This window comes from Lysinibacillus piscis, from assembly GCF_026012395.1.
Classification (GTDB): Bacteria; Bacillota; Bacilli; order Bacillales_A; family Planococcaceae; genus Lysinibacillus; species Lysinibacillus piscis.
The window spans coordinates 304,304-329,702 of sequence record NZ_BRZA01000003.1; the positions used below are offsets into that span (position 1 = coordinate 304,304).

16 protein-coding genes, 6 tRNA genes and 2 rRNA genes are annotated in these 25,399 nt (G+C 34.5%); 1 reads left to right on the forward strand and 23 read right to left on the reverse strand.

Annotation, left to right across the window (positions count from 1 at the left end; all coding sequences use genetic code 11):
- Positions 1-224: 224 nt before the first annotated feature.
- The 21 genes from OPF91_RS14285 to OPF91_RS14385 form a co-directional block, all read right to left on the reverse strand.
- Positions 225-2,003, reverse strand: coding sequence for a hypothetical protein (locus tag OPF91_RS14285; protein WP_264989538.1), 1,779 nt, complete (start codon positions 2,001-2,003; stop codon positions 225-227).
- Positions 2,003-4,450 (reverse strand): ATP-binding protein, encoded by a 2,448-nt coding sequence (locus tag OPF91_RS14290; RefSeq protein WP_264989539.1) that lies wholly within the window; start codon positions 4,448-4,450, stop codon positions 2,003-2,005. The genes OPF91_RS14285 and OPF91_RS14290 overlap by 1 nt, the downstream gene beginning before the upstream one ends.
- 88 nt (positions 4,451-4,538) lie before the next feature.
- Positions 4,539-6,080 (reverse strand): Tn7-like element transposition protein TnsE, encoded by a 1,542-nt coding sequence (locus OPF91_RS14295; RefSeq protein WP_264989540.1) that lies wholly within the window; start codon positions 6,078-6,080, stop codon positions 4,539-4,541.
- Entirely contained in the window at positions 6,061-7,905 is a 1,845-nt protein-coding gene (locus OPF91_RS14300) for a TnsD family Tn7-like transposition protein (protein ID WP_264989541.1), read from the reverse strand. The genes OPF91_RS14295 and OPF91_RS14300 overlap by 20 nt, the downstream gene beginning before the upstream one ends.
- 10 nt (positions 7,906-7,915) lie before the next feature.
- Positions 7,916-9,298, reverse strand: a complete 1,383-nt coding sequence (locus OPF91_RS14305; protein ID WP_264989542.1) for a hypothetical protein — start codon at positions 9,296-9,298, stop codon at positions 7,916-7,918.
- On the reverse strand, positions 9,299-11,008 hold the full coding sequence (locus OPF91_RS14310; protein ID WP_264989543.1) for an ATP-binding protein: 1,710 nt from the start codon (positions 11,006-11,008) through the stop codon (positions 9,299-9,301). It lies immediately after the preceding gene.
- Positions 10,983-13,139: a TnsB C-terminal domain-containing protein gene (locus OPF91_RS14315; RefSeq protein WP_264989544.1), complete on the reverse strand. Its 2,157-nt coding sequence runs from the start codon at positions 13,137-13,139 to the stop codon at positions 10,983-10,985. Before OPF91_RS14315 ends, OPF91_RS14310 begins: the two co-directional genes overlap by 26 nt.
- Positions 13,136-13,975, reverse strand: a complete 840-nt coding sequence (locus tag OPF91_RS14320; RefSeq protein ID WP_264989546.1) for a TnsA endonuclease N-terminal domain-containing protein — start codon at positions 13,973-13,975, stop codon at positions 13,136-13,138. Before OPF91_RS14320 ends, OPF91_RS14315 begins: the two co-directional genes overlap by 4 nt.
- Positions 13,976-14,126: 151 nt before the next feature.
- The gene (gene glmS / locus OPF91_RS14325; RefSeq protein ID WP_264989547.1) at positions 14,127-15,929 is read right to left on the reverse strand and encodes a glutamine--fructose-6-phosphate transaminase (isomerizing); all 1,803 of its coding nucleotides are present in this window, start codon (positions 15,927-15,929) and stop codon (positions 14,127-14,129) included.
- A gap of 531 nt (positions 15,930-16,460) precedes the next feature.
- Positions 16,461-17,813 (reverse strand): phosphoglucosamine mutase, encoded by a 1,353-nt coding sequence (glmM, locus tag OPF91_RS14330; RefSeq protein ID WP_264989549.1) that lies wholly within the window; start codon positions 17,811-17,813, stop codon positions 16,461-16,463.
- 144 nt (positions 17,814-17,957) lie between these two features.
- Positions 17,958-18,968, reverse strand: coding sequence for a CdaR family protein (locus tag OPF91_RS14335; RefSeq protein WP_264989551.1), 1,011 nt, complete (start codon positions 18,966-18,968; stop codon positions 17,958-17,960).
- The gene (cdaA, locus tag OPF91_RS14340; RefSeq protein ID WP_264989552.1) at positions 18,961-19,797 is read right to left on the reverse strand and encodes a diadenylate cyclase CdaA; all 837 of its coding nucleotides are present in this window, start codon (positions 19,795-19,797) and stop codon (positions 18,961-18,963) included. Before cdaA ends, OPF91_RS14335 begins: the two co-directional genes overlap by 8 nt.
- A 150-nt stretch (positions 19,798-19,947) precedes the next feature.
- Positions 19,948-20,574 (reverse strand): anti-sigma factor family protein, encoded by a 627-nt coding sequence (locus OPF91_RS14345; protein ID WP_264989553.1) that lies wholly within the window; start codon positions 20,572-20,574, stop codon positions 19,948-19,950.
- A 13-nt stretch (positions 20,575-20,587) separates the two neighbouring features.
- The gene (gene sigW, locus OPF91_RS14350; protein WP_264989555.1) at positions 20,588-21,151 is read right to left on the reverse strand and encodes an RNA polymerase sigma factor SigW; all 564 of its coding nucleotides are present in this window, start codon (positions 21,149-21,151) and stop codon (positions 20,588-20,590) included.
- 169 nt (positions 21,152-21,320) lie between these two features.
- Positions 21,321-22,226, reverse strand: coding sequence for an arginase (gene rocF, locus OPF91_RS14355; protein ID WP_264989556.1), 906 nt, complete (start codon positions 22,224-22,226; stop codon positions 21,321-21,323).
- Positions 22,227-22,419: 193 nt separating this feature from the next.
- A tRNA-Lys gene (locus OPF91_RS14360) sits at positions 22,420-22,492 on the reverse strand.
- Positions 22,493-22,509: 17 nt separating this feature from the next.
- A tRNA-Gln gene (locus OPF91_RS14365) sits at positions 22,510-22,584 on the reverse strand.
- Between the two features lie 14 nt (positions 22,585-22,598).
- Positions 22,599-22,682, reverse strand: a tRNA-Tyr gene (locus OPF91_RS14370).
- Positions 22,683-22,695: 13 nt separating this feature from the next.
- Positions 22,696-22,771: transfer RNA gene (locus OPF91_RS14375), tRNA-Val, on the reverse strand.
- A 41-nt stretch (positions 22,772-22,812) separates the two neighbouring features.
- Positions 22,813-22,887: transfer RNA gene (locus OPF91_RS14380), tRNA-Glu, on the reverse strand.
- 85 nt (positions 22,888-22,972) lie between these two features.
- Positions 22,973-23,049 (reverse strand) — tRNA-Asn (locus OPF91_RS14385).
- Positions 23,050-23,247: 198 nt separating this feature from the next.
- On the opposite strand from OPF91_RS14385, the gene mbcS reads away from it, so the two are divergent.
- Positions 23,248-24,825, forward strand: a complete 1,578-nt coding sequence (gene mbcS, locus OPF91_RS14390) for an acyl-CoA synthetase MbcS (protein ID WP_264989557.1) — start codon at positions 23,248-23,250, stop codon at positions 24,823-24,825.
- A gap of 211 nt (positions 24,826-25,036) precedes the next feature.
- Here the strand turns inward: mbcS and rrf are convergent.
- Positions 25,037-25,152, reverse strand: a 5S ribosomal RNA gene (gene rrf, locus OPF91_RS14395).
- Between the two features lie 123 nt (positions 25,153-25,275).
- Positions 25,276-25,399: ribosomal RNA gene (locus OPF91_RS14400) — 23S ribosomal RNA — on the reverse strand; the annotation flags it as partial.

Below are 25,399 nucleotides of genomic sequence, written 5' to 3' on the forward strand. Positions count from 1 at the left end.
CTCCATTTAAAATCAAACCCAGGACTAAACCGCATGGATTAAAAGCCATGCGGTAAACATATAATGCTATTTAGTTGGTTATATTATACGGCATATCTTATTTAAAATCCAGGAATTCAGTTTTCCACATTACTCCAATTAATTATGTATATACCTTTAAAAATTGGGTTACTAAATAATAGTTTAAAGTACAAAAGGAATTTTTATTCTAACAACTGCTAGAATTAGATAATTGGGGAACTATTAACTGCTATTCGTGTTAAATTCTCCACGTATGCTTGATGAATTGCTTGAGCTTCATCTTGCTTTATTCTACCTATTCTTCTGATTCTTTTAAATTCCAAACTTTTTAATTCTCTATTTTCATCTACCGCATCTATTATCTCTAATCCTTCAAATAATAGTTCCCCTAAAAATTTCCCTATATCTATATCTACGTTCCATTTATCAAATTTCTTTTTAAAGTCTTCAAAACCATTATTAATAGCCTTTTTCATTGCATAGCGAATATGTTGATTATTATTTATAACATCCTTATCAACTTTGATTCCATCATCAGATTCTAACAATAAGGAATCTAATACAAATGTAGGTATTTTATTATAGATAGTTTTGGATTTATAGCTATACCCCTTCTTCTCTGCTAAAAAATCAGTACAGCTAAATTTATAATTCTCTTGATTTTCTTTTTTTGTATTAACATAATCATTAAGTTCTGCTAGTATAGCCTCATTGTTAATTAACTGTTTGAATTCAGACAGAATTAACAATTCATTTAAAAAAGTAGTTTTTTTATTATGATTTCTAAAAGAATAGTTTAAAATTGTTTCTAAAATTCTGGATATCTCTTTCGAATTAATCTGAGTATTAGTTTCTTTGATTTCCAATAGCAAAAATTCCGAATCTACTCTTTTTCCATTAGCTCTTACAGTTATATCACAATTTTGGGAACATACCATGTATAATTTACTACCAACTTGAATTAAATCCCCATAGCTAATATCATCACTTCTATATACTTGGTGTAAGTCTTCTGGTTTATTAATACTATGATTTAATTCCTTAATTATTCTTGCTTGTAAATTATACGTTTCTATATCTGCTGTATTTTCAATATGTTTATGAATAAATTTCCTTAGAGATGCTATTATATTATGCTCAGTAGACTTTATTTCATCCAAATAAACATTTTCAAATTTATTTTTATAAATTGAATACAAAATTTCGTCGATATGTTGTCCTTCAGATAAATAATTATAGTGTAATAACAATTCATTATTATTAACTTCCCAAACCTTGGGCAAAATAGAATGCATTGTATTTCTTTGAATTGTATTAAATTTTGATAAAAGGTTCGCTTTTTGAGACTTTAAAACAGCAGTATTAATTTTCCCCTCTTCTAGCTCTACATTCTTTTCAACGAAATTTAAATGAAGAGCTAGATTATCAGCAGTATCCTTGTCTAAATTAAGTTTTTCTAAATAAGTATTCACATCTGAATAATTTTTAAACTTTTCTATTTGTGAAGTATATATAAAAAGATATCTATTATCTTTTCCTTCTAACATTTTTGAGATACTCTGTAACACTTCTTTTAATTTATCATAATATCTCTCTTTAGTTCCTTCAAGACGTTTATCCACTACAAAAAGTATCGACATTTCATCACTATATGAATAGCTACTATTAATTTTTTCTAAAAATTCATTAGGTAAATACCATTCAACACTCCTTTCATCATCTAAAACTTCAGTAAAATAACTGTAATTCATTTTTGTTGCTTCAAGGATAAATTCTATTTCTGCATCCTCCATTTCTATGGATTCAAAAAAATCTTTCAACGCTGCTTCTGGATAATTACTTTTATAATCATCAAACTCCACTTCATACTCTCTCAAATAATTGATAATCTCATCTGTTACATTATTTAAAGCTGTGTCTCTACTTATAAATGCATCATCAATTATTACTACTTTGTCTATTGAAAACTCAGCTAGATTCATTATTGCAACTCTCCTCTAAATATAATTTCAAATTTATATCTATTATCATGTGAATTAGTTTCATTTAATAATTGAATATCTCCACTAACTTCTTTCAACATTTCTTTTACAATATACAAACCCATGCCTCTTCCTTCATTTAAAGGCTTATTACTTACAAAAGGCTCAAATAATTTATCTGAAATATCATTGTGAATACCAAAACCATTATCCCATAATTGAATTTTGTTATTATTTCTAAACTGAATATTAATCGTAGGATTATTAATCTGCATTTTACTCAACCAATATACTGAATTAATAATTAAATTTTCAAATATTATTTTTAATCCTTCTTTAACAACTTTTTGTTTAAAACCCTCCCCTTTTATTTCAAGATTCACATTAATATTTTTATATGATAACAAAGGTGAGTCTTCAAAAGTAGACAATAAATACTCTTTTAAATCTATAACCTCATATCTTCTTCTCTTTGAATATGAATTAATATCGAGCATAGCAGCATAACGGTTTAAAAATTTTGTATTTGAATCAATTAAAGATAAATTTCTCTCTGCCTTTCTCCATACTTCTTCATTATTAAATAACAACTTTCTCAATTGTAAAGAACTAAATTTAATACCATTTGATAATCTTGTAATTTCATGAGCTAGGGTCTCCGCTACGATTGTTGCACCAATTAATGGATAAAATTGCTCCAGATTTTCTCTCTCTAATTCAATTTGATTATATTTTTTATGTTGATCATTCTCCAAACTTTGTATGTGTGACTTTATTTCCGTGATTTCCTTTTTTATGTCAGTAGTTACCAAGTTTAAAACTTCTATCCCTTTCTCACCTTCAATATAAGGAATTAAATTAGCTATTTTCTTCTCAGACAAATCTGTTTTTTCATCAATTGTTTCTTTGAATTTGCCAAAAGAATCTTCTATTTTCTGAAATTTAATTAACCCATCATCAAAACTTATTATTTCATTACTTTTTAACTTATTTAATCTCATAGAACTCGGTAATTCAAATATCTCTCTAAATTTATCATCTTCATAAGTCATTATTATGGCTATAAAATCTCTCATTAAGGTTAGGAAATTCTTCCCGTACTCATCTTGCTTTAAACCCTCCCTATTAGTTAATTCAGCTAATTTTTCCAAGTTTTCCTCGCCATCTATATATACATAACCTACTACATTATTCGGTGAGTAGATGTTTCTATAGTATGTTCGCTCTATGTGGCCTAAACCAAGCCAATCTTTCTGTTCACCAAGCATAACCCTAAAATTATTTCTATATAAATTCACTCCTGAAATGCTCTCCAATAACTTTTTAATTTCAGTAGATGATCGAGAAAAAGCATAAATTGCTCCTTCAAAGTCGCCTGGTAAAAAATATTCTCCTTTATCATCTTGATATAAACTTTTTAAATTTACCTTAGAGTATCTCTTATTTATATCTTGTTCTAAAATACTAATTCGAAACGGTTTCACATTACAGTGTTTTTTATAAAGTTCTTCAAAGTTAATTGTATCTTTTAATTCGAACCCTAAATCCTCCATTCTCTTCCTCATATTAGATACTAACCCCTCAATATATTGAAGGCTCCTAGTAATTTCAAATTCAACAAATTTACTCAGTAAATTAAATTTAAATTTAGTCTTGGAACTAGCTATATTTTCAATTCTCGTTTTATCATACAAATCGCTTTTAAAAATCTCTTTATTTAAATCAATTTTTACTGAAAAGTTTGCTTTCTTATCTTGGAAAGGGTTCATAAAAGCCAAGACATCTTTTTCAAGCTCTACTTTAGTTTCCTTCTTTTCCCAATAATTATTACCTTTTAACCCCATAATAGTTATTCTAGTTCCATGACTTTCTCCACAAAATTTAATTTTTTCATCCTGTATTTTTTGAATAACTATCGGGATTGAATCCAAGGTTAATGAGTCTACCTCAAAGTCACTCCAATTAAGAACAAATCTATAATAATAATTTTCATTTTCTTCAATTATTTTTTGTTTTTCCGTTACTCCAAAATTATTTAAAATGAGCGTATCATCTAATTTATTCAATATCTCTAAATTTAATTTTGTTTCAACAATTATAAAGTAACCCAATCTATTTAAAGCTAACCTTCCTACACCCTTGCTACCCAAAGCTAACCTGTTAAATATATAGGAATATTTCTGGTTTTGTTGTTTAAATGATGTCGCTATTCTTAAAAACCCACTTTCAATAATATGACGATTCATCCCATTTCCATTGTCTTCAACAATCATTAGACCTTTACCGTATTCATTTTCTGCAATTGTATCAATCACTATCTCGCATTTTAAAGCATCAGCATCTGAAGAATTTTTCACCAATTCTAATAAGGCTACTTTTTCGTCTGAAATTAGCATTTCTCCAAGATGACTGATTATTCTAGAATCTATTGAAATATGACTCTCCACATAAACACTACCTTCCTTTTTTGATACTTATAAACTTTATAACATATTATATACTTCTGTATTCGATTATAAGTATCTATACAGTTTTTCACATAGTACTTGTGAATTTATTCCACAATAAGTTTGCTCTGTGCTCATAGTTTTTCTTACCATGCCTTAAAGTTGTATATTTAATATTATTGTTCTCTAGTTGCTGTTTTCCCCATACTCCAGCATTATTAATTACTCTACTTAGCACTTCTGTGTAAGTATATATTCTATTTGTATAACTATTAAAAAAACATATCAAAGTCGCTATTCTTTTACCCTTCCGCTCAATCTCAATCACACTAGCTTCCTTATCAAACAATAACTTAATTTCAGCAATCACATACTTCCTTTCAGTCACTCCATCACTCAAATAAACAAAACGCTTCGTATCAGAAAACTCCTTCAAACTCCCTTGAATAATATTTATTGACTGCACTTCTGGGAAATCTTGCAACACCCTCATCACTTTTATAAACTCACCTAATTCACCATCAATTTGAATATCCATTAATGACTGTTGCTCTAATCCTCTTGTTAGATGATTGCCACCTGTATCTGCTGACGATCTTTTACCTTCATCGTTAATAAATCGCCTTTTGGTATTTTCATCTTCAAAATCTCGCTTTTTGTTAGTTCCTCTACTGACCTTAGTTATTTTAGGCATCGCAATATATTCATGTTTTTGATTGTCCATTTCAATGATGTCAAAGTTGTCTGTTGTTCCCTCTATTTCTTCATCTAGCATTAGCTCCTCTTGTTGACCATTTAGATTCTTTTTCTTTGTATGTAATGTATATTTCTTAGCTTCTTTTGATTTTTCACTTCGAACTATTTCTGGATGACTAAAGAAGACCTCGCTATAAGGGATATGTTTATTCTTCACATTGGAAACTCTTAATACTGTGCCACCGTTTGCATTTGGCTTCACTACAGCTTTAATTGTAATGGGTTGTTTAAATGACCAATCAAACTTTAAAATGCCAGTATTATTAAATATATATGCTACATTTTCAAATACATTTCGCAAATCTTGATTTGTAAGAAGCCAGACAAGTTGATATAGAAAACTGGATTGTGTATATTTTCGATGATATTGTGAAGAAAAATTTAAATTAATCTTATTGTACTCATAGTTCTCAATAAAATATTGAGGGAATGAATTCGCTTCAAAAAGCCTATATAGTAGAAATCGATTGGGTGCTAATATGCTACGAACAACTTCAATTAATGGCAGGATATAGGTTCGGTTTCCTTGCTTAACAATAAAGCTCCTTGAAATATCTTTATCGTCTGTTCCAAAGATCTCCCATTCTTTTTCATGTAAGCTAACCATATCTGGATAAATAGTAATCTCAACTCCCTCTGTTTCATTTGGAGGAATGCTTTTTCTAATATCACCATCCAAATAGAAATGTTGGATTGCCAATGCAGGAAGTGTCCCCCAATCAACTAATAGTTTTTCTGTCTTACCTTTCGCTCTAAAATAGGCATGAATCATGACTTTCTTTTCATATTGAAAAGGAGAGCTTATCCAAATTAATTGTGCCTTCTCTCCATTTTTAAATGGCCAGTTTTTCAATTTAACTTGTTGTTCGTTCATTGTTTGTCACCTCCTGCTTCATTTCTATATAGCTCTCTAGCATAGGCTGTATTGCATGAAAATGATGGGATTTAATCGCTGCTTTTCGTTGTATCTGCCATAAAAAAATTTCCTGGTCATTCTCTAATAAGTCATCAATAATTTTATAGCAACGCCGCAGTTGAAAGTCTTTTACAGACTCTACAATATCATTTAATAATTTATTCGTTTTAGGTAGCTTGTTTAGATGTTGTTCTAAATTTGCAAGTGTGCCTAAGCTCTTACCAATTTTCGATATTGTAATACGAATCGGCTTTTCTGACTGTAATAATTTTTGATGTAGCCTGTTAATCTCTTGTACATATTGTTGATCCCGTTTAGCCCAATTGACTTTCTTTATTGTATTTTGTCCATACCGTCGTTCAGGCAAGGCCTCATCTAGCCATACTTTGTCATAGCGATATAAATACATATACTGCTTTTTATATTTGTTTCGCAGGGCTGTTCGAGATAAATTTGGATGTTTTTTAATTTCCTTTAATAAATCCTGTTTATATATACCTAATATATCGTCATTATCCCTATGACTTTTTACTTGTTTTATTTCGACATTTCCAATTAAATACCTCTTAACTGTTTTAAAATCTACTCCTAATTCTCTCGCTATTGCTCGGATACTTAAATTTTGTTGTTGAAGATCATGTAATTTTTCCAACCACACATCCCCAAATGCTTTAATTCTCCCTATTTCGAACATATCTGTTGTATGCTTTCTTGAATAAATAAAGCCACAGGAGCATGTAAATGTACCAATTAAGTTTTTTGTTTTAAAATCTCTAGTTACAATAACATTGGATATAATAAACTTTTTATAATGTGCGGCTGCTTTATTTAAACAAGAGAATGGTCCCCTGCCAAAAGCTCCATCATCCTCATCTATATCTACTAACTTCTCTACACTGTACTGTAAAAAATATAAAAACAATAAGTGGCGAAAAGGATGCACATGACGCTTTAAATTACGAGTTAATATTCTAAGCCAGTTATATTCATCATTATTATTTACAGCACTCTCATAGCGTTGTAAAAAAGAATTAGGAAGGGTTGATTTTATTGCTTGGTACATTTCTTGCTGACGAACTCTATTAGAAGATGTAATGAGATTATACTCTCGCAATAAAGTTCGATATTTAGAATTAATTTGTTCTCTTGAAAGATAATGCAACGGCAAATTTAATAATTTATATGCTTGCTTGGCTAAGTGAATAGCTAGCTCTTTATGTGAATCAATTTCGTATAATGGTGATAAATCCATATGTTTTAATTCAAAGCGAATATATTCAATACGACTATCGTTTGTTTTGGGGTATTTTCTAAGTGGTATTTCATGATGTGAGCAGTAATCTATTCCTTGTAGTTGATGTTCTCGATGAATATATGGCTCACCGTAGCACTCAGCATCAGCTTTAGCACAGGTCGAACAATAGTATAAGCCGTCTTTTCGGCATATACCCCCTGCAACTATTCCTAACCTTGTATAGAGTCCTTGTCCATCGCCTTTTACATTTTCTAAAATTTCTTGCTGACGTTGCTTTGATAAAAACGAAGCATAGTATGGATAGATAGTGTGATTAGTTAATAATGATTCTACAGAATACTGATGACCTAATTTCTCTGCTAAAATGGTAAAATTGCTACCAATCTCCACACTTGGTATCACAGAACGACTGCCAAATAACTCTTCTAATGTATCTTTACAATCAAGATTTCCACTATAAAAATGGTAACGTGCGATAGCTGAATATAGCAATTCATCTGGGTACGGGTTTGTGAAGAAAGGTAGCATAACTGTCTCCTTAACTAGATTTAATAATATTCTTTTCTATCCAATTTATAAAAGCACTCCTTAATAATTGTCTTGCTTCAAAAAAATCGGACTGTGCAATGAAAAATTCCGTTTGTATCGCATTATTAAGATTAATTTTATATTCCATAAACGGGAATTCCCCAGAATGGTAATGTCCTGATCGAACATTACCATATATAAAATTCAATAAATCATTGTTGAACTCATCCACGTTATCCCTAATAAATGGCGTAAATTTATTATTTTCTGTTTTAGCCAGAGTTTCCACAGCTGAAGTTAAATATGCAATATGTGCAGTTGGTGAGTATTTATGAAAAATGCAACCCAAATTATATAAACGGCAAGCATTTCTAAATAACTCATATTTTCTAAAGTGAATATCTTTCAAATTTTCTATACCCTTGAAATATTCCCCTATACATGAAGGAATATTAATTGAATTTCCAGCAAGATGCATTTGTTTTAAATCTTTTTCTACATGCTCCTCTGGTCTATTATTTTTTGGCGGTTTCATAAGCCTATGTTTAATAAATTGTTGATTAACTAAATTTTCATCTCCTATATATCCACTTACTACACTTAAAGGCCCAGCACTGGATAAAGCACTGATATTATAATAACCCGATAATTTGTTATCGTTTACATCTTTCAACGTTCTCAATCCATTTAAATTATCTTTAACAACAAATTTAAAATAATCATCTATAAAACCTGTTCTACGGCGTTTAGAAGAAATGTCTCCTCCACTACTCTTTTCGACAAATGTAAGATATTCTGAGCGTACATCATCAATTCCCACATCCAATATCACTGCTAAATAAGACGCATAATCAGATACTTCATTATGAGCAATTGACCTTGCTGTAATAACACTATTAGCTTCAACTTCTATATCAAAATATATAATCTGTTCTGTTAAAGGTTCTTCTAAATAATTTTCATGCAAAGGACCAAATATAAATTTTTTCCCACCATTAACTTTATATATACTATTAATGTTAGATGAATTTAATAGAGTTCTATAATTTCGAATTGTAAATTTAGTTTTTTTCTTTGCCCTTAAATTAAAAAGTTCATTTTGAATATATTCAAAGTAAAAGTTTTGTAAGTCATATTTATTAAAATTTTCATCCTCTTCAACAGAGGTTATCCTTACTAATTGTACTTCTATATTATTGAATATTAATTCTAATGTTATAGATCTTTCGATACCTCGGATAGGTGCTAGCAATGAAATAAATACAGATTTTTTGTCATTTTCAATATTTAAATTAACAAAATATTTACCACCTAAAAGGTTGATATCCTTTAAATCTTCTAAAAAGTTGTACTCTTGTAAGTCCCAATTTAATTCTTGTTCAAAAATAACCATTTAGTTCTCGCTCCCTAAACTATAAAATTCGTTCAATCCATTTTTCACATAGCCGTTTTCTTCAAAAAGAGTATATGGTGACATTTGTCTTTTAAGTGCCTGTTCTCTTATTGTTAATAATGGCAATAGTTTTGGCTCTACCTTTATATTCTTTGCTTGATTTTCCTTTTTCTCCGAATTCAGAGAAATTAATTGCTTTACTACTTCTAGCTTTAATACACTGTAATCTATTTCAAATGGATAATTATTAACTACTCTTCTTATTAACTTTTGTACTTCAATCACACTTAATTCATCAAATATACCCATCGTCATAACTTCAACACTCAATTTCTCTATCAAATCTTGTCTTTTAAATTCTAGAGTATTCTGCCTCTCTTTCATCGCAGCCTTAATCCGCCCCTCATAGGCCGTATTTTGCTTATGATTCATCATCAATTCATCCAAATTAATCATAATATCTTCATACTTATACATTGCCGTAAAGTCGTTATTTCGAATCGCATTTAGCATTGGCTGAATAATTTTCATATCCTTCTTAGCAGTTTGTTTCAGCACTTTTGATGTAATAATTTCTCGCTCATTATTTTCATCAAACAAAGCCCTTTCTTGAGCCAGTATAAAGAGGTTTACAGCTACAGACGTTATTCCTTGGCATTCCTCATAAAAAGTCCTTTTAACATCTTCTGTAAGCTCTGAACGAGTTTTAAGGCATTGTAATTCCCATAATGTTTCTAAGAAGAACTCCCACTCCTCACTATCTTCGGCCATGCGATCCCATATAATTGCCCCATCACTCGCTGCACGACGAGCTTGTCGAAAGTTACCTTTAAATAATTGCTGTGCTTTCGATGTACCAATCAATATAGTTGGAATACCTACTGTATTGGACAGTGTAACAAAAAAGTTTAGCATTTCTTCTTGGTCATTTTTGGCATGCAATAGATGTTGGATTTCATCGATAACAAGGACACCAATACCGTACATACTTGCCAATGAAGTCATATGCAAAAGCATTGTTGATGTAACACGATTTAAATAGCCGAATTTCTCTAAATAACGTGTACCTAGTAAATCATCAATGGCTTTAAAGAAGCTTTTACATAACGTAGAAAGACTACCATCATAAGGACAATCGATTTTAAGCCAAACAATTTGCGTACGATTAAATGGCTGTCGCTCATATACCTCATGTTCTATTACTTGAGGGTACATTAATAGCAAACGTTCTATCGCTGTTGTTTTACCAATCCCTGAGATACCTATAATCGATAAACTATCTGCTGTGGAGCGAATATGATTTAACCGTTCATCAATATACTTATGGGCTTGTTCTTCATCCTCTCGCAGTTCATGTAACATTCGAATCCTTTCAAAAAATGTTTTATCTAAAGGATTCCTAGCTAAATAGCCTCGACGAATTAATGTCGATAAGCGACGCTCCACTTCAAAATGAATTGGCAATGGCTGAATAAAGTTCTTCACACGCTTTAGCACATGATAACGAATATTTGTTTCACTTTGCTTATCTCGCTCACTAATACGTGGTTTCACTATAAATCGATTTAGTACATCATCTTCACTAAAAATAGGTGGTAGCGCTTCGATAAAAGGATTTTGAGTGTATTCGATAAGCATTTGTGGCTTATAGTTAGCCTTTTTCACATCGCCCTGTAAGACGACATTATTCATCCTTGCCAAATTCCTCATCTCGCTTCCTCCTCAATTTTTCCATCAGCCGTGAAGGCGATTTCTTCTTGGATTGTTCTTCCAATTTAATTCGCGATACAAAATCTATAATTTCTGTTGGTTGCTCTATCACAGTAGATGTTAAATCAAATTTTTCTTCTGCACGATTGGCTTCTTTTTCAATAGTCTTATTATTTCTAATCGTAGCAAGTTTCTCCTTTTTACTGGTTGGTTGATGTTGCGCTTTTCTCTTTTTTTGTTCTGCTACCTTAATAATTTGGTCCATCATCGTATCTGTATTAATGGTCAGTTGCACTTGCTTAGAGCGTTCTTCTTCCTCTAGTTCATTTCTGAGTTGTTGTTGGAAAACAATATCCTCTAAAAGGTCCAGTTTATATTGCCAGCTTGGCTCTAATAAAATGCACGTTTCATAATCCATTCCGTTATCATTCGGGATATAAATTTTGTCTAAATGGCGTGGATCATACACAATACTAATGCTTTTATTTTTAAGCTTGGTATACCATTGTTCTTCAATTCCTCGCTTTGAACCATATAATAGATTTTTAAACTTAATTCCTACTCTTGAAATAGTTGCTCGACCACGTGGTAATACATTTAGGCGTAAAATATCTCTATCTACTGTGCGAAGACGACCTTTACGATTTTGAATACCCCAATTCCATAAATTAATAGGTGTTGGCACAATTCCATCTGTTATCATTTCTTTTTCCATAGGATATTTATCAATGATTTTATGATTATGCTGTAATATTAATGTAATGATTAATGTCGTAAATTCTTTTAAATTCAGTGTAGCATCAAGCCGATAGTCTCTATCTCCACGTTCTCTATATTCTTTTTGAATAGCTCCAGGTGCTTTTTGTTTCACTTTGCCATTAATTGTACGAAATTTGCGCTCGACGATACCTTTTAAATCGCCTCGGTACGCTGTTGTATTTTCAATCTTGATATTTAAATTATTAATAAGTCCTTCTACTGCATAGCCTTCAAATTCCCCTCGGTCTGCAATGATGATTTCAGGTAGGTGATAGATCGGCCATTGTTCTTCTGTAATGTCGATACTATACTGCTTACAAAATTCTACTTTATCAGCGACCATATTATCTAAAGCCATCATCGCCCCAAGCCATGAAGGTCCTTCTAAACCCACGTAAATGCCTGTAATGATGCGTGAGTAAACATCGACAATAGCGTAAATCACAGGTCTACCAATAATTCGATTTACATCAAAAGAACTCACCAAATAAATATCTGCAATAGTTGCGTCAACTTGAAAGCGTGTGCCCGGTCCATTCGTTTCTACTTTTGAATTGCTTAATAATGGTCGATGTTTTATTTCATATTCTTTAGCACTTTTTCGGAACTGAATGTCCTTCTTAGGATCTTCTAATTTCTTGAACCAATAATAAAACTGTTGGTAGGATGGAATACGACTGGATTCCCAAATTCGATATTGAATTTCCCCGTTTTCCTTATAACGGTCTGAATAAAAATCACGCAAGACAAAATGATATACATCTTTTAACGAATAGTTATTGGCTTTCCGATAATATTTATTAATAGCATGTTCAAATTGAGTTCTAATTTCATCTGTTATATTGATGCCGCTTCGGTATTCACCATTTACAGTTACTTTACGTGGACGACCTACTTTATCATTGCTTAGTTTTTTTGTTTTCCCACGACCACCTGAGTTTGCATAGTCTGGCAACATAGCATTTTTATTCATTCCACGTTGCCAGTATCGGCTAAGTAACTTCTTGACCTTTGTAGGGGTCACATTCAATTCTTCAGCTATCTCTTTAATTTTTATTTCTCTACCATTCTTCTTTAGTAAACTGTTCATATGCTTTAGGCAATATGTTTGAATGATTTCCCAATCTGTATCTCTCTTCTGAATCTGGATCTTAGTCAATTCATCTTCAGCGATAGCACGCGCGAATGGATCGGCAATTATAAGGCATTCTTTTTGCTCTATGTCCGTTACTAACGATGAATAGAGCTCTTTTTTAGGCATAGACGTATTAGCATCAATATTAACGATATATACATACGACTCCTCAATTTCAACTATGCGAATACGGAGTGAGTCTTTTATAAATTGAAGCACTTGATTAATATAAATCATCCGTATTTCACATTCTTCAGCTTGCCTTCATCAATCGATTGAAGAATAATTGGTTGCTCTATATTTAATGGCTCTAACATATCTACGCGAACAATTTTCTGTGCAAGTAAATGATAAAATAACGTCATGCCACTTCCTAAAGGCATATGTGTGTCTTTATCGAATGCATTTGTAATTTCTCTTACACTATGACTATTTTCTAAAATTCGCCACAACAGTGCCATTGCTAAATCTTCAATGTGCTGCAAACTTAAGTGTTGAAAAGCATCATATTGTTGAATATCGTAATAGTCATGAATATAACTAATATTCCGTGCCATTTCTTTAGGGATCTCTAGCTCCGTCACAATGCCCCAATTAATTTGTCTTCTTTCCCAATAAACACGTTCAATCTCAAACTTCTCAATAACGCGCTCTTTTAACAGCTCGTCCTTCATTTTGATTGTTCTGGCAAGCTCAACAAATCCTTCTCCTTTATCTACAGTTAATAAAAAATCCGTTGTCATCACAACTGGCTCATGCGTTTTTGGATCTGTAGGATGCTTAATACCCAATTCATCTGCAATGACAATTGTTTCTTCCAACGGTAGTAAAGGAAATTGCTCTCGAATATCGACAACAAAGTCGGAATATTCAGTTAAATAAAAATAGTTTCGTTCTAAATCAGATAAAAATTCATGTTGTCGATTAGTTTTAATCCCTTTCAAGCGAGTAGACCTTCCAAGTGAAGAAACGTCTTGAATGTTTAACCATGGTTTATAATCCGAACCAATCCCTGAACCTCGGCCTTCTTTAATCCACTTTTCAATTTTAGATGTTCTAGTTCTTTTAGACATAAAAACACCCCTTTGAATTAGTTTAATCCAAAGGGGTGAAACGGTGAAACTTTTTTAAAAACAGTATGACTTTTTTCAAAACGGTACATCTTTTTTTAAAACGGTATAACTTTATTTAAAATCTACAATTAACCCAAAACTCATCTCAACCCTACTCCACCGTAACACTCTTCGCTAAATTACGTGGTTTATCCACATCACAACGACGGTGCAATGCTGCGTAATAGCTGATTAATTGCATTGGTACAACGGATACAAGCGGCGTTAATAGCTCATGCACATGAGGGATTACTAAACGATCTCCTGCTTCCTCTAAGCCAGCCATTGCAATAATACATGGATATGCTCCACGTGCTACTACTTCCTTCACATTACCACGAATATTTAATGCTACCGCTTCTTGTGTCACAAGTGCAAAGACAGGCGTGCCTTCCTCGATTAAAGCAATCGTACCATGCTTTAATTCACCACCTGCAAAGCCCTCTGCTTGGATATAGGAAATTTCCTTCAGCTTCAAAGCACCTTCTAAGCTGACATAAAAGTCCACATTACGCCCGATGAAGAAAGCATTGCGTGCAATTTTTAAGTAATCCTCCGCAATATCCTCTAAAACATCCTTTGAATCAATCATTGTTTGGATACCGTTTGCTGCGATTGCTAGCTCTTGTTTTAAATCAAATTCTAAGCCTTTGCCACTTGCCTGTGCTGTCACATAAGCTGTTAATGCAAGTACTGCTACTTGTGCTACATAGGCTTTTGTAGAAGCTACTGCAATTTCTGGACCTGCATGTAACAATAATGTGTAATCCGCTTCACGTGATAATGTTGAACCTGGAACATTCGTTACTGTTAACGTTGGATAGCCTAGCTCTTTAATTTTCACAAGCACTTGACGGCTGTCTGCTGTTTCACCTGATTGTGTAATAAAGATAAACAATGGCTTTTCAGATAATAGTGGGATATTATAGCCAAACTCACTTGAAATATGCACTTCTACAGGAATACCAGTCATTTTCTCGAAATATTGCTTACCAATTAAACCTGCATGATAGCTTGTGCCTGCTGCAATAATATATAAACGGTCAGCCGCTTGCAATGCCTGTAAAATAGCAGTGTCAATTGTTAATTCTCCGTTATCGCCTTCATATGCTTGGATAATTTTACGAATAACTGTTGGCTGTTCATCCATTTCCTTTAGCATATAGTGTGGATATGTGCCTTTTTCAATATCACTCATATCCAACTCAGCTGTATACGGTGCACGCTCTACTACAGTGCCGTCTAACTCTGTAATTTCAACACTTTCTTTATGCACAATAACGACTTCTTTATCGTGCAATTCAACAAATTGATCTGTTACTTGTAGCATAGCCATTGCATCTGAAGCTACGACGTTGAAGCCTTCACCGACACCAACTAATAATGGCGATTTATTTTTAGCAACGAAAATCGTATCTGCCATTTCCGCATCCAATAAAGCAATTGCATAGGAGCCATGCAATAAAGACAATGTTTTACGGAAGGCTTCTGTCGTAGTTAAACCTTCCTTCACAAACAACTCTACTAATTGCACAATAACCTCTGTATCTGTATCAGACTTCATCTGGATACCTTTTAAATACGTTTGTTGCAATAAATGATAGTTTTCAATTACACCATTGTGTACTAATGTAAAACGGCCTGACGTACTTTGATGTGGGTGTGCATTTAAACGATTCGGTACACCATGTGTTGCCCAACGTGTATGACCAATGCCAATATTTGCAGTGATTTCCTCGTCCACAGCCTCACGTAAATCAGCAATGCGTCCTTTTTCCTTAAAAATCGTAACACCTTCTGCATTGCGAACAGCAATACCCGCTGAATCATAACCACGATACTCTAATTTCTCTAAGCCTTTTAATAAAATTTCCTTTGCATCTACTTCTCCAATATAACCTACAATTCCACACATAGTATTCAATTCCTCCGATATTGTCTATTTTGTACAATGACAAACTAAACCTCAGCCTATCGAAATTTTTCAATGAAAGTAAAAAGTAATGACCATTTTATAAGAAAAGGGACATACAAAATACACTCATTGCCATAATGCTTATCCAGCCCTCTGAATAGCATGATTCGATATGTGAAGCTCTCTATTTATCTATTGTTTATACAATACCTTTTTCATTTTCTGTACATTCGATCACTCAAATGCTTTCAAAATGAAAACTGACAATCGGGTATGTCGATTGGGAGGCATCCGCCGAATTTTCGATAAACCTCCACCTCGTCTGCTGAAGATACTGTCGTCCGATTTCTTCAGCTCAGGCGCTATAATTGTTTTCCGATTTTGCGCTATCTTTCCTCCTTTTGCGCTCGTTGTATGACAAGGTCGGACCTTTTCATCAACTTCTCCATCATACTCAATCATATGCTATTCGTCAAATACTTGTTCTAAAAAACTCGACTTCCTGTAAAAAGAAGTCGAGTTCCATTATGTTTATTCAGCTAAACCCATTTCTGCACGTACAACAGATGCAATACGCTCAACATAGCGCTCACAATCCGCTTCAGTTGCCGCTTCCACCATGACACGCACTAATGGCTCTGTACCAGAAGGGCGTACTAAAATTCGACCATTGCCAGCCATTTCTGCTTCTACCTCTGCAATTACAGCCGCAACCTTTGCATTTTCTGTAACGGCATGCTTGTCAGTGACACGTACATTCACCAAACGTTGTGGGTAAATTTTCATTTCTGATGCCAATTCAGATAATTTCTTGCCTGTTACTTTCATAATGTTGACAAGCTGAATACCTGTTAATAAACCATCACCTGTTGTATTGTAATCTAAAAATACAATATGGCCTGATTGCTCGCCACCTAAATTATAATCATTCGCACGCATTTCCTCGACCACATAACGATCTCCAACTGCTGTTGCGATACTCTTCATTTCATTGCTCTCTACTGCTTTATAAAAGCCCATATTACTCATAACAGTCGACACAATCGTTTGTTTCTTTAAACGACCAACAGCATTCAAATACTTACCAACGATAAACATAATTTGGTCTCCATCCACAACTGTACCCGTTTCATCTATAGCAATTAAACGGTCTCCATCACCATCAAAAGCTAGTCCAACATCTGCACCCTTTTCAGTGACAAATTTAGCTAACCCTTCTGGATGTGTTGAACCTACACCATCATTAATATTTAAGCCTGTTGGTGAAGCACCCATTGTTGAAATATCAGCCTCTAAATCAGCAAATAAATGTGTCGCAAGAGAAGATGTAGCGCCATGTGCACAATCTAATGCCACATGAATACCTTCAAATTCCTCATCCACTGTTTGCTTTAAATATTGCAGATACTTTTGTCCACCTTCAAAATAATCACTTACAGCCCCTAAATCTGCTCCGATTGGACGTGGTAATGTATCTGCCTGTACATCCAGTAATGCTTCAATTTCTTCCTCTTGTGCATCCGTTAGCTTAAAGCCATCTGAGCCGAAAAATTTAATGCCATTATCAGCAACAGGATTATGAGAAGCTGAAATCATCACACCTGCATCTGCGCTCATAATACGTGTTAAATAAGCTACTCCTGGTGTTGAAATGACACCAAGACGCATTACCTCTACACCGATTGATAAAAGGCCTGCTACTAGCGCTCCCTCTAGCATTTCCCCTGAAATACGTGTATCTCGGCCAATTAACACTTTCGGACGCTCTTTTGCATCCTTTGTTAAAATATAGCCACCTGCACGCCCCAGTTTAAATGCAAGTTCTGGTGTTAACTCACTGTTTGCAACACCTCGGACGCCATCTGTACCAAAATATTTACCCATTATAATTTTTCGCTCCTTCAATGCAAAGCAGCAATTGTTTGCTAGCTGCTTCTTTGCGTACTTTTGGAAAAGTTTATTTACGTTTTATAAGAATATCAAATCGTTATTTTATTGAATCAAAATAACATTATAGTCAGTTATCGCTTAAGAATCAATATCTTCTGTAGGCACTGGTTCTTCCTCAGAAGGATTAGGAACTGTTGACGTTTCTTGCTCCTTCTTCGTCAAATCAACCTCTATTTTGACTTTTTTCTCACTCATTTTCGTCGCACCTTCTGGTAAAGGCACATCATATTCGTATGTTTTGGCCTCCGTAAGCTTAGACAAATCAACATCCACAACAATTTCCTTTAAATTATCAATAATCGATGGTTTTCCATACACTTTTATTTTTGTTGCCTTCAATGATAATTGATTAATGGTTACTCCATCCACAGCTTTTCCTACTTCGTTCAACACAACTGGTAATTCCTTGCTGTATTCTACAATATCCGTCAAAACCTTTACAGATTCAGGTTCTATTGTCACATCTAACTTATTTAAATCTCGGTCTAGCACCTTCACAGTAGCCTCTTGTGAAAACGGCTCTTTCAATCCTTTTTCACCCGTCACCGTTGCTTTTACATAACTAATGTTTTCAATTGCACTTTTAGCACCTGTTACATACACAGTGGTCGGCGTTGCTGTCATACCCTTTAAAATATAGCCATCCTCAATTAGACGACGATTCATTTCTGGGTCAACCCTAAATTCTTGTGTCACTTTCTCTTCAATATTTACTGTAACAACAGCAGGGTCTAATGTAACCTGTATCTTATCTGAAATATTTTCATACTTTAGACGAACATTATGCTCGCCTAATATTAAATTACTCAAATCCACAAATATTGTGAAATCTCTTATCGATTTTGCATTTAAAACAAGTGCCATAGGACCTGTAAGCGTCACATCAACCGTTTTAGGTATGCCAGTAACAATCAAATTTTTATCATCATAAAATACATCTACTGGTACATCACGGATTACTTCTGTTTGTTGATTATTAGTTGTTTTACTACTAGAGGCTAATTCATTATGAACAGTGAAAAACAACAAACATGCTAAGGCTAAGGCAACAATGCGTAAAATCCAATGGCTATCCATCATTTTATCCATTTTGTTTCCCCCTCCAAGTTAGCTTAGAGGCTACATTCACTTCTTGCTTGGCACCAAACCACATTTTTCGTAATATTGTCTCAAATTCTTCTAAAGAAAGGTTGCGATGTAGGTTACCATTAGCGGTAATGCTAATAGCACCTGTCTCTTCAGATACGACAATTGTAATGGCATCTGTCACTTCACTTAAACCAAGTGCAGCACGATGACGTGTTCCCAATTCTTTGGAGATAAACGGACTTTCAGATAGAGGTAAATAACATGCTGCTGCTGCTATTTTATCTCTTTGCATAATAACTGCTCCATCATGTAAAGGCGTATTTGGTATAAAGAGATTGATTAATAGCTCCGATGATACTTCTGAATTCAGCGCAATGCCTGTCTCAATATACTCATTTAGGCCTGTTTCTTTTTCAATTGAAATTAAAGCCCCTATACGACGCTTGGCCATATAGCTAACAGATTTTTTCATTGCCTCAACTAGCCTTGCCTGCTCTTCTTCAACTTGACTAGTGGAGCGTTGGAATAGTTTCCCTCTGCCGATTTGTTCAAGTCCCCGTCGTATTTCAGGTTGGAATATAATAATAATGGCTAAAAAACCATAATCAATCACTTTTTGCATCATCCATCCCAACGTCTCTAATCCCAAAAGATCTGTAGCAATGCGGGCAATGATGATAACAAAAATTCCCTTTAATAATTGGACTGCCTTTGTTCCTTTAATAAGCGTTAAAATTTTATAGACAACGTACCAAACAAGTAACACATCTATCAGGTTAATAACAACACTTATAGGTGTTAAATCTGTAAATCGTTCAAATATTTGCATGTGGCATCCCCCACTTTTCATTGCGAATCCATACACATTTTAAGTATAGCATATTCTTTGAAGTTGTTAATTTCCTCAATGAAAAAGTCTACTCAAAAAGAGTAGACTTTTCAGCCTCTCACGTGCACTATCTTTAGGACGTATAGAGTATTATTTAGTTTCCCCATTTTCATCAAAGGTAATAACAGATTTCACTGAGTTTTTAATTGTGTACCATAACCATTCAAAAGCCTCATCAATCTCCTCAATTTGCCCTGAAACAACAGCTGAAGATGCCATATATTGCCCATTAATCACTGTAATATTGCCATCTACTTCCCCTTCAACGATTAAATCGCCATTTTTTACAACAATATCGCCCTTCACAACTTGACCTTTAGGAACAATAACTGTTTGACCGTCTACCACTAAATTAGGCTGTTTAGTCACAGAAAAATGTTGGTCATCCATAAAGTTACCCAGTAATGTGGCACTCATGAATAAACAAAATACAGCGGCTGCCACAAAAAATGGATGCCGACGAATCCACTTTTGCACGCCTACACGACTTTTTGGTTTTGGTAAACGTGCCATAACGGCTGCTTCAAAGTGCGGAGGTGCTGTAATATGGGAAGCACTCTTCACAAAGGCAATTGTTTCACTTAACTCCTGCATCAAGTGCTTACAATCTGTGCATGTATGCAAATGCTGTTTCAGCTCATGTTCATGCTCACGACTAATGTCACCATCTAAATAATCATGCATATATTCTATAATATGCTCTGGACAAGTATTCATGACGCTCCCCCTCCTACAGATTGTTTAATTGTTTGCGTAATGCTTCACGTCCGCGGTGAATTCTTGTTTTCACCGTTCCTAGTGGCATATCCAAAATTTCACTAATTTCCTGCAATGAAAGCTCTTCAATATATTTCAAAACAATGACAGAACGATACTTATCTGGTAAGCGTCCAATTTCATATTGAATACGATCTTGCAATTCCATTTGCTCTATCTGTTCTTCTGGTAATCGATCATCCGCTGCAATTTGCGAATACATATCAAGTCCCTCTGTACCAGCCACCTCTGCATCTAAGTAATAATCAGGCTTCTTCTTCCGTATACGATCTATACAAAGATTGGTCGCAATTCGATAAAGCCATGTTGAAAATTTTCTTTTTTGATCAAATGTATGCAGGTTCATATACGCACGAACAAATGCCTCTTGTGCAATATCCTCAGATTCCTGTTTATTGCCTAGCATCCTATAGCATACTTGATACAGCTTGTGCTGATAGAGACTCACAATATCGGCAAATGCGTTTTGATCGCCCTTAAGCACTTGTTTTATTCTTTTATTTATTAACGCATCCATTGTGCCCTCTTCTCCACCTTTACAACTGTCTTATACTATACGGTTCATCAATAAGAAAAGTTTCATTTTACCTTTCATTATAGCAAAAGATTTCGTTCATGGTGATAATCCGAAACGAAAAAACCGATTCTTCTTGCTAAAGAATCGGTTACCTATCTAAATTTGTAGCTTATACTAATGTTTCTCCAAATAAAGAGCCCATTAATGCAACAGCAACATTGGCTGTCTTATTTTTCTCATCTAAAATTGGATTTACTTCAACAAATTCAGCAGATGTTAACAAACCTGAATCTTGTAGCATTTCCATTGCTAGATGACTTTCTCGGTAAGAAATACCACCTGGCACAGGCGTTCCAACTCCTGGTGTATACAATGGGTCTAATCCATCTAAATCAAGTGATAAATGCAGACCGTCTACATTACGCTCTTTTAAGTAATTGATTGCATCTTCCATTACCGTTGTCATGCCAAGTTTATCGATTTCATGCATTGTATATACTTTAATACCTTGCTCACGAATCAATTCGCGCTCACCTGGATCCACTGAACGTGCACCAATGATAATAACATTTTCAGGTTTAACTTTTGGTGCATAGTTGCGAATTTGCACAAGACGCTCATGACCTAGACCAACACTAACAGCTAATGGCATTCCATGAATATTGCCAGATGGTGTCGTTTCAGGCGTATTTAAATCTGCATGTGCATCAAACCAAATAACCCCTAAATTTTGATAGTGACTGCCAAGACCAGCTAATGTACCAATAGCAATACTATGATCTCCCCCAAATACAAGTGGGAATTTTTTTTGTTCTAAAGCATCATGTACACTATTTGCTAAAGATGTACTCACATCCACTACTTCTTCTAAATTTAATAATTGTTTGTCAATAACAGCGCCTTCATGCTTTTGACTTACACGAATATCACCTTGGTCTTCTACAGTATGACCAATCGCTTTTAATCGTTCTACAACACCCGCATAGCGAATAGCACTTGGTCCCATATCAACACCACGACGAGTTTGTCCATAATCAGTTGGTACTCCAATAATAGAAATATTTAATTTATTCATTTTTTTATACCTCCTTCAAGTTATAGGACTATTGTAAAGCCTAGATACTAGTTGGCTCAACTCAACATTTTTATGAATTTTTATACACGCCAAAATTCCATACTTCTACATGCAATAGTATTGCCAAAACACAATAAAAAAATCTCCTACTATTTTTAGTAAGAGATTAGTATCTAATGGAATTTGTATAAAGTGAGCCATGAAGGACTCGAACCTTCGACCCTCTGATTAAAAGTCAGATGCTCTACCAACTGAGCTAATGGCTCATAAAAAAAGAAAAAAATGGCTGGGGTACTAGGATTCGAACCTAGGCATGACGGAATCAAAATCCGTTGCCTTACCGCTTGGCTATACCCCAAACATTTATAAAACTGGTGGAGGGGGACGGATTCGAACCGCCGAACCCTAAGGAGCGGATTTACAGTCCGCCGCGTTTAGCCACTTCGCTACCCCTCCGAAATAACAGATATGGTGGAGGATGACGGGCTCGAACCGCCGACCCTCTGCTTGTAAGGCAGATGCTCTCCCAGCTGAGCTAATCCTCCATGAAAACAGATGTTATTTCATCAAAATATTCTAATATAAATGGTGACCCGTACGGGATTCGAACCCGTGTTACCGCCGTGAAAGGGCGGTGTCTTAACCACTTGACCAACGGGCCTTAAATAAGACATTACCTATAATAACACTATTAGTCATATTATGCAATACTTTTAAAAATTTATTCTTAAAAATAAGCAAAAAAATGGCTCCGAAGGCAGGACTCGAACCTGCGACAACCTGATTAACAGTCAGGTGCTACTACCAACTGAGCTACTTCGGAACGATACTATTCATATATAGTTACAAAACTGTTAAGCACATTTCTTATTATAGCAAGCATTCTAAATTATGCAATACTTTTTGTTCGTTTTTTTTAATAATATGCATATGTTATTATTCTTGCTGTATATTATTGTAATTGCTAAAATAAATATAGTTTCAAGAATATTCTATTAATTTTCATTAGGAGGATACTTACATGGTTACAACTAACCTAATTGCGCCTGAATTATACAATATAACAGAGGAATTGGAGAAATTCTCTCAAGATAGTAATCGTCAGGCCATCCGATGGCTCAATGCACAACAAGAACGTCAAATAATTTCTTATCCAGAGCTCATTCAAAAAATGAATCAATATGCACAAGCCTTTACAAATAGAGGCCTTCAAAAAGGGGACAGAGTATTAGTCATTATTCCACGTCTTCCAGAGGCTTATTATGTTTTTCTTGGTTGTTTAAAAGCTGGCATCGTTCCTATTTCTTGTTCAGAAATGCTACGAGCTAGTGATTTAGAATATCGCATGGAGCATTCCTCAGCAAGTGCTGTTATTGCTCATGAAACCTGCATTAGTGAAGTAGACCTTATTTCCTCAGCTATTGATACATTGAATAATAAATTAATTATCGGCACCGCTACAGGTAGTTGGATTTCATTAAATGAACTAGCCGCTACGCAATCATCCACCTTTACAGCAGTCGCTACACACCGTGATGATATGGCATTTCTCTCTTATACCTCTGGGACAACAGGTAAACCAAAAGGTGTTGTTCACTCACACAGTTGGGGATACGCTCATATTAGAACAGCTGCTCTACAATGGCTTTGTGTTCGTGAAGGTGACTTAGTATGGGCAACAGCTGCGCCTGGCTGGCAAAAGTGGATTTGGAGTCCTTTTTTGTCCACAATTATGTTGGGAGCCACAGCCTTTGTTTACCATGGTGGATTCGATGCCAAAACCTATCTTCAGCTAATCCAAGAGGAAAAAATTAATGTGCTTTGCTGTACGCCAACTGAGTACCGTATCATGGCGAAAACTGATGGTTTAGAAAGCCTCAATTTAGCCTCTTTACGAAGTGCTGTATCTGCTGGGGAGCCACTGAATCGACCAGTTATTGAAACATTCAAGAAATATTTCAACCTCATGGTAAGGGATGGTTATGGTCAAACGGAAAATACACTATTAATCGGCACATTGGAAGATACTGAAGTACGTCCTGGATCTATGGGAATTCCTACACCTGGCAATATCATACGCATTGTTGATTCCGAAGGCAATCAAGCACCAGTAGGACAAGTAGGTGATATTGCTGTGCATAAATCATCACCAGCATTATTTAAAGAATACTACCGTGAACCTGAACGTACACAAGCTGCATTTCGCGGTGAATGGTATATAACAGGTGATCAAGCTAAATGTGATGAGGACGGCTATTTTTGGTTTGAGGGACGTGGAGACGATATCATTATTTCATCAGGCTATACAATCGGACCTTTTGAAGTAGAAGATGCTTTAAATAAACACAAAGCTGTGCAAGAGTGCGCTGTAGTTGCAGCACCAGATGAAATTCGAGGGCATATTGTGAAAGCTTTCATTGTTTTACGAGAAGGTTTCAAAAATTTAGATCAAGAGGAATTAATAAAAGAACTACAAGAACATGTCAAATCTTTAACTGCTCCATATAAATATCCACGTCGTATTACCTTTATTGATGAGCTACCTAAAACAACATCAGGTAAAATTCGACGTGTAGAGTTACGAGCAACTCATTATTAAATGAAGTGATATTTTCTCAAACATCTCGAAAATGGACATATATAAAATTTAAATCCATTTTCGAGATGTTTCTCATAATACTTACTTGCATTTAAAAAGAGGCTGTATTTCTATATGAGTTGCATACAAAAACAACCCGTAGTCAAAGAAAATCAATATTTTAATGCAAAAATAAAAACCAGTCAACTAGTAAACAGTTGACTGGTTAATTGCGAAGCGATGTCCTACTCTCACAGGGGGAATCCCCCAACTACCATCGGCGCTAAAGAGCTTAACTTCCGTGTTCGGGATGGGAACGGGTGTGACCTCTTTGCCATCATCACTTCACTTGCACATGGATGTGCTGGCGTCTACGTTGCAACACGATGTTGCGTCCTTAATAGACGTTCCTTTTGAAAGGATTATTCTTTCAAAACTGGATAAACGGTTCATTGTCTTTGTCACATATTTTTGGTTAAGTCCTCGATCGATTAGTATTCGTCAGCTCCATGTGTCACCACACTTCCACCTCGAACCTATCTACCTCATCGTCTTTGAGGGATCTTACTTACTTGCGTAATGGGAAATCTCATCT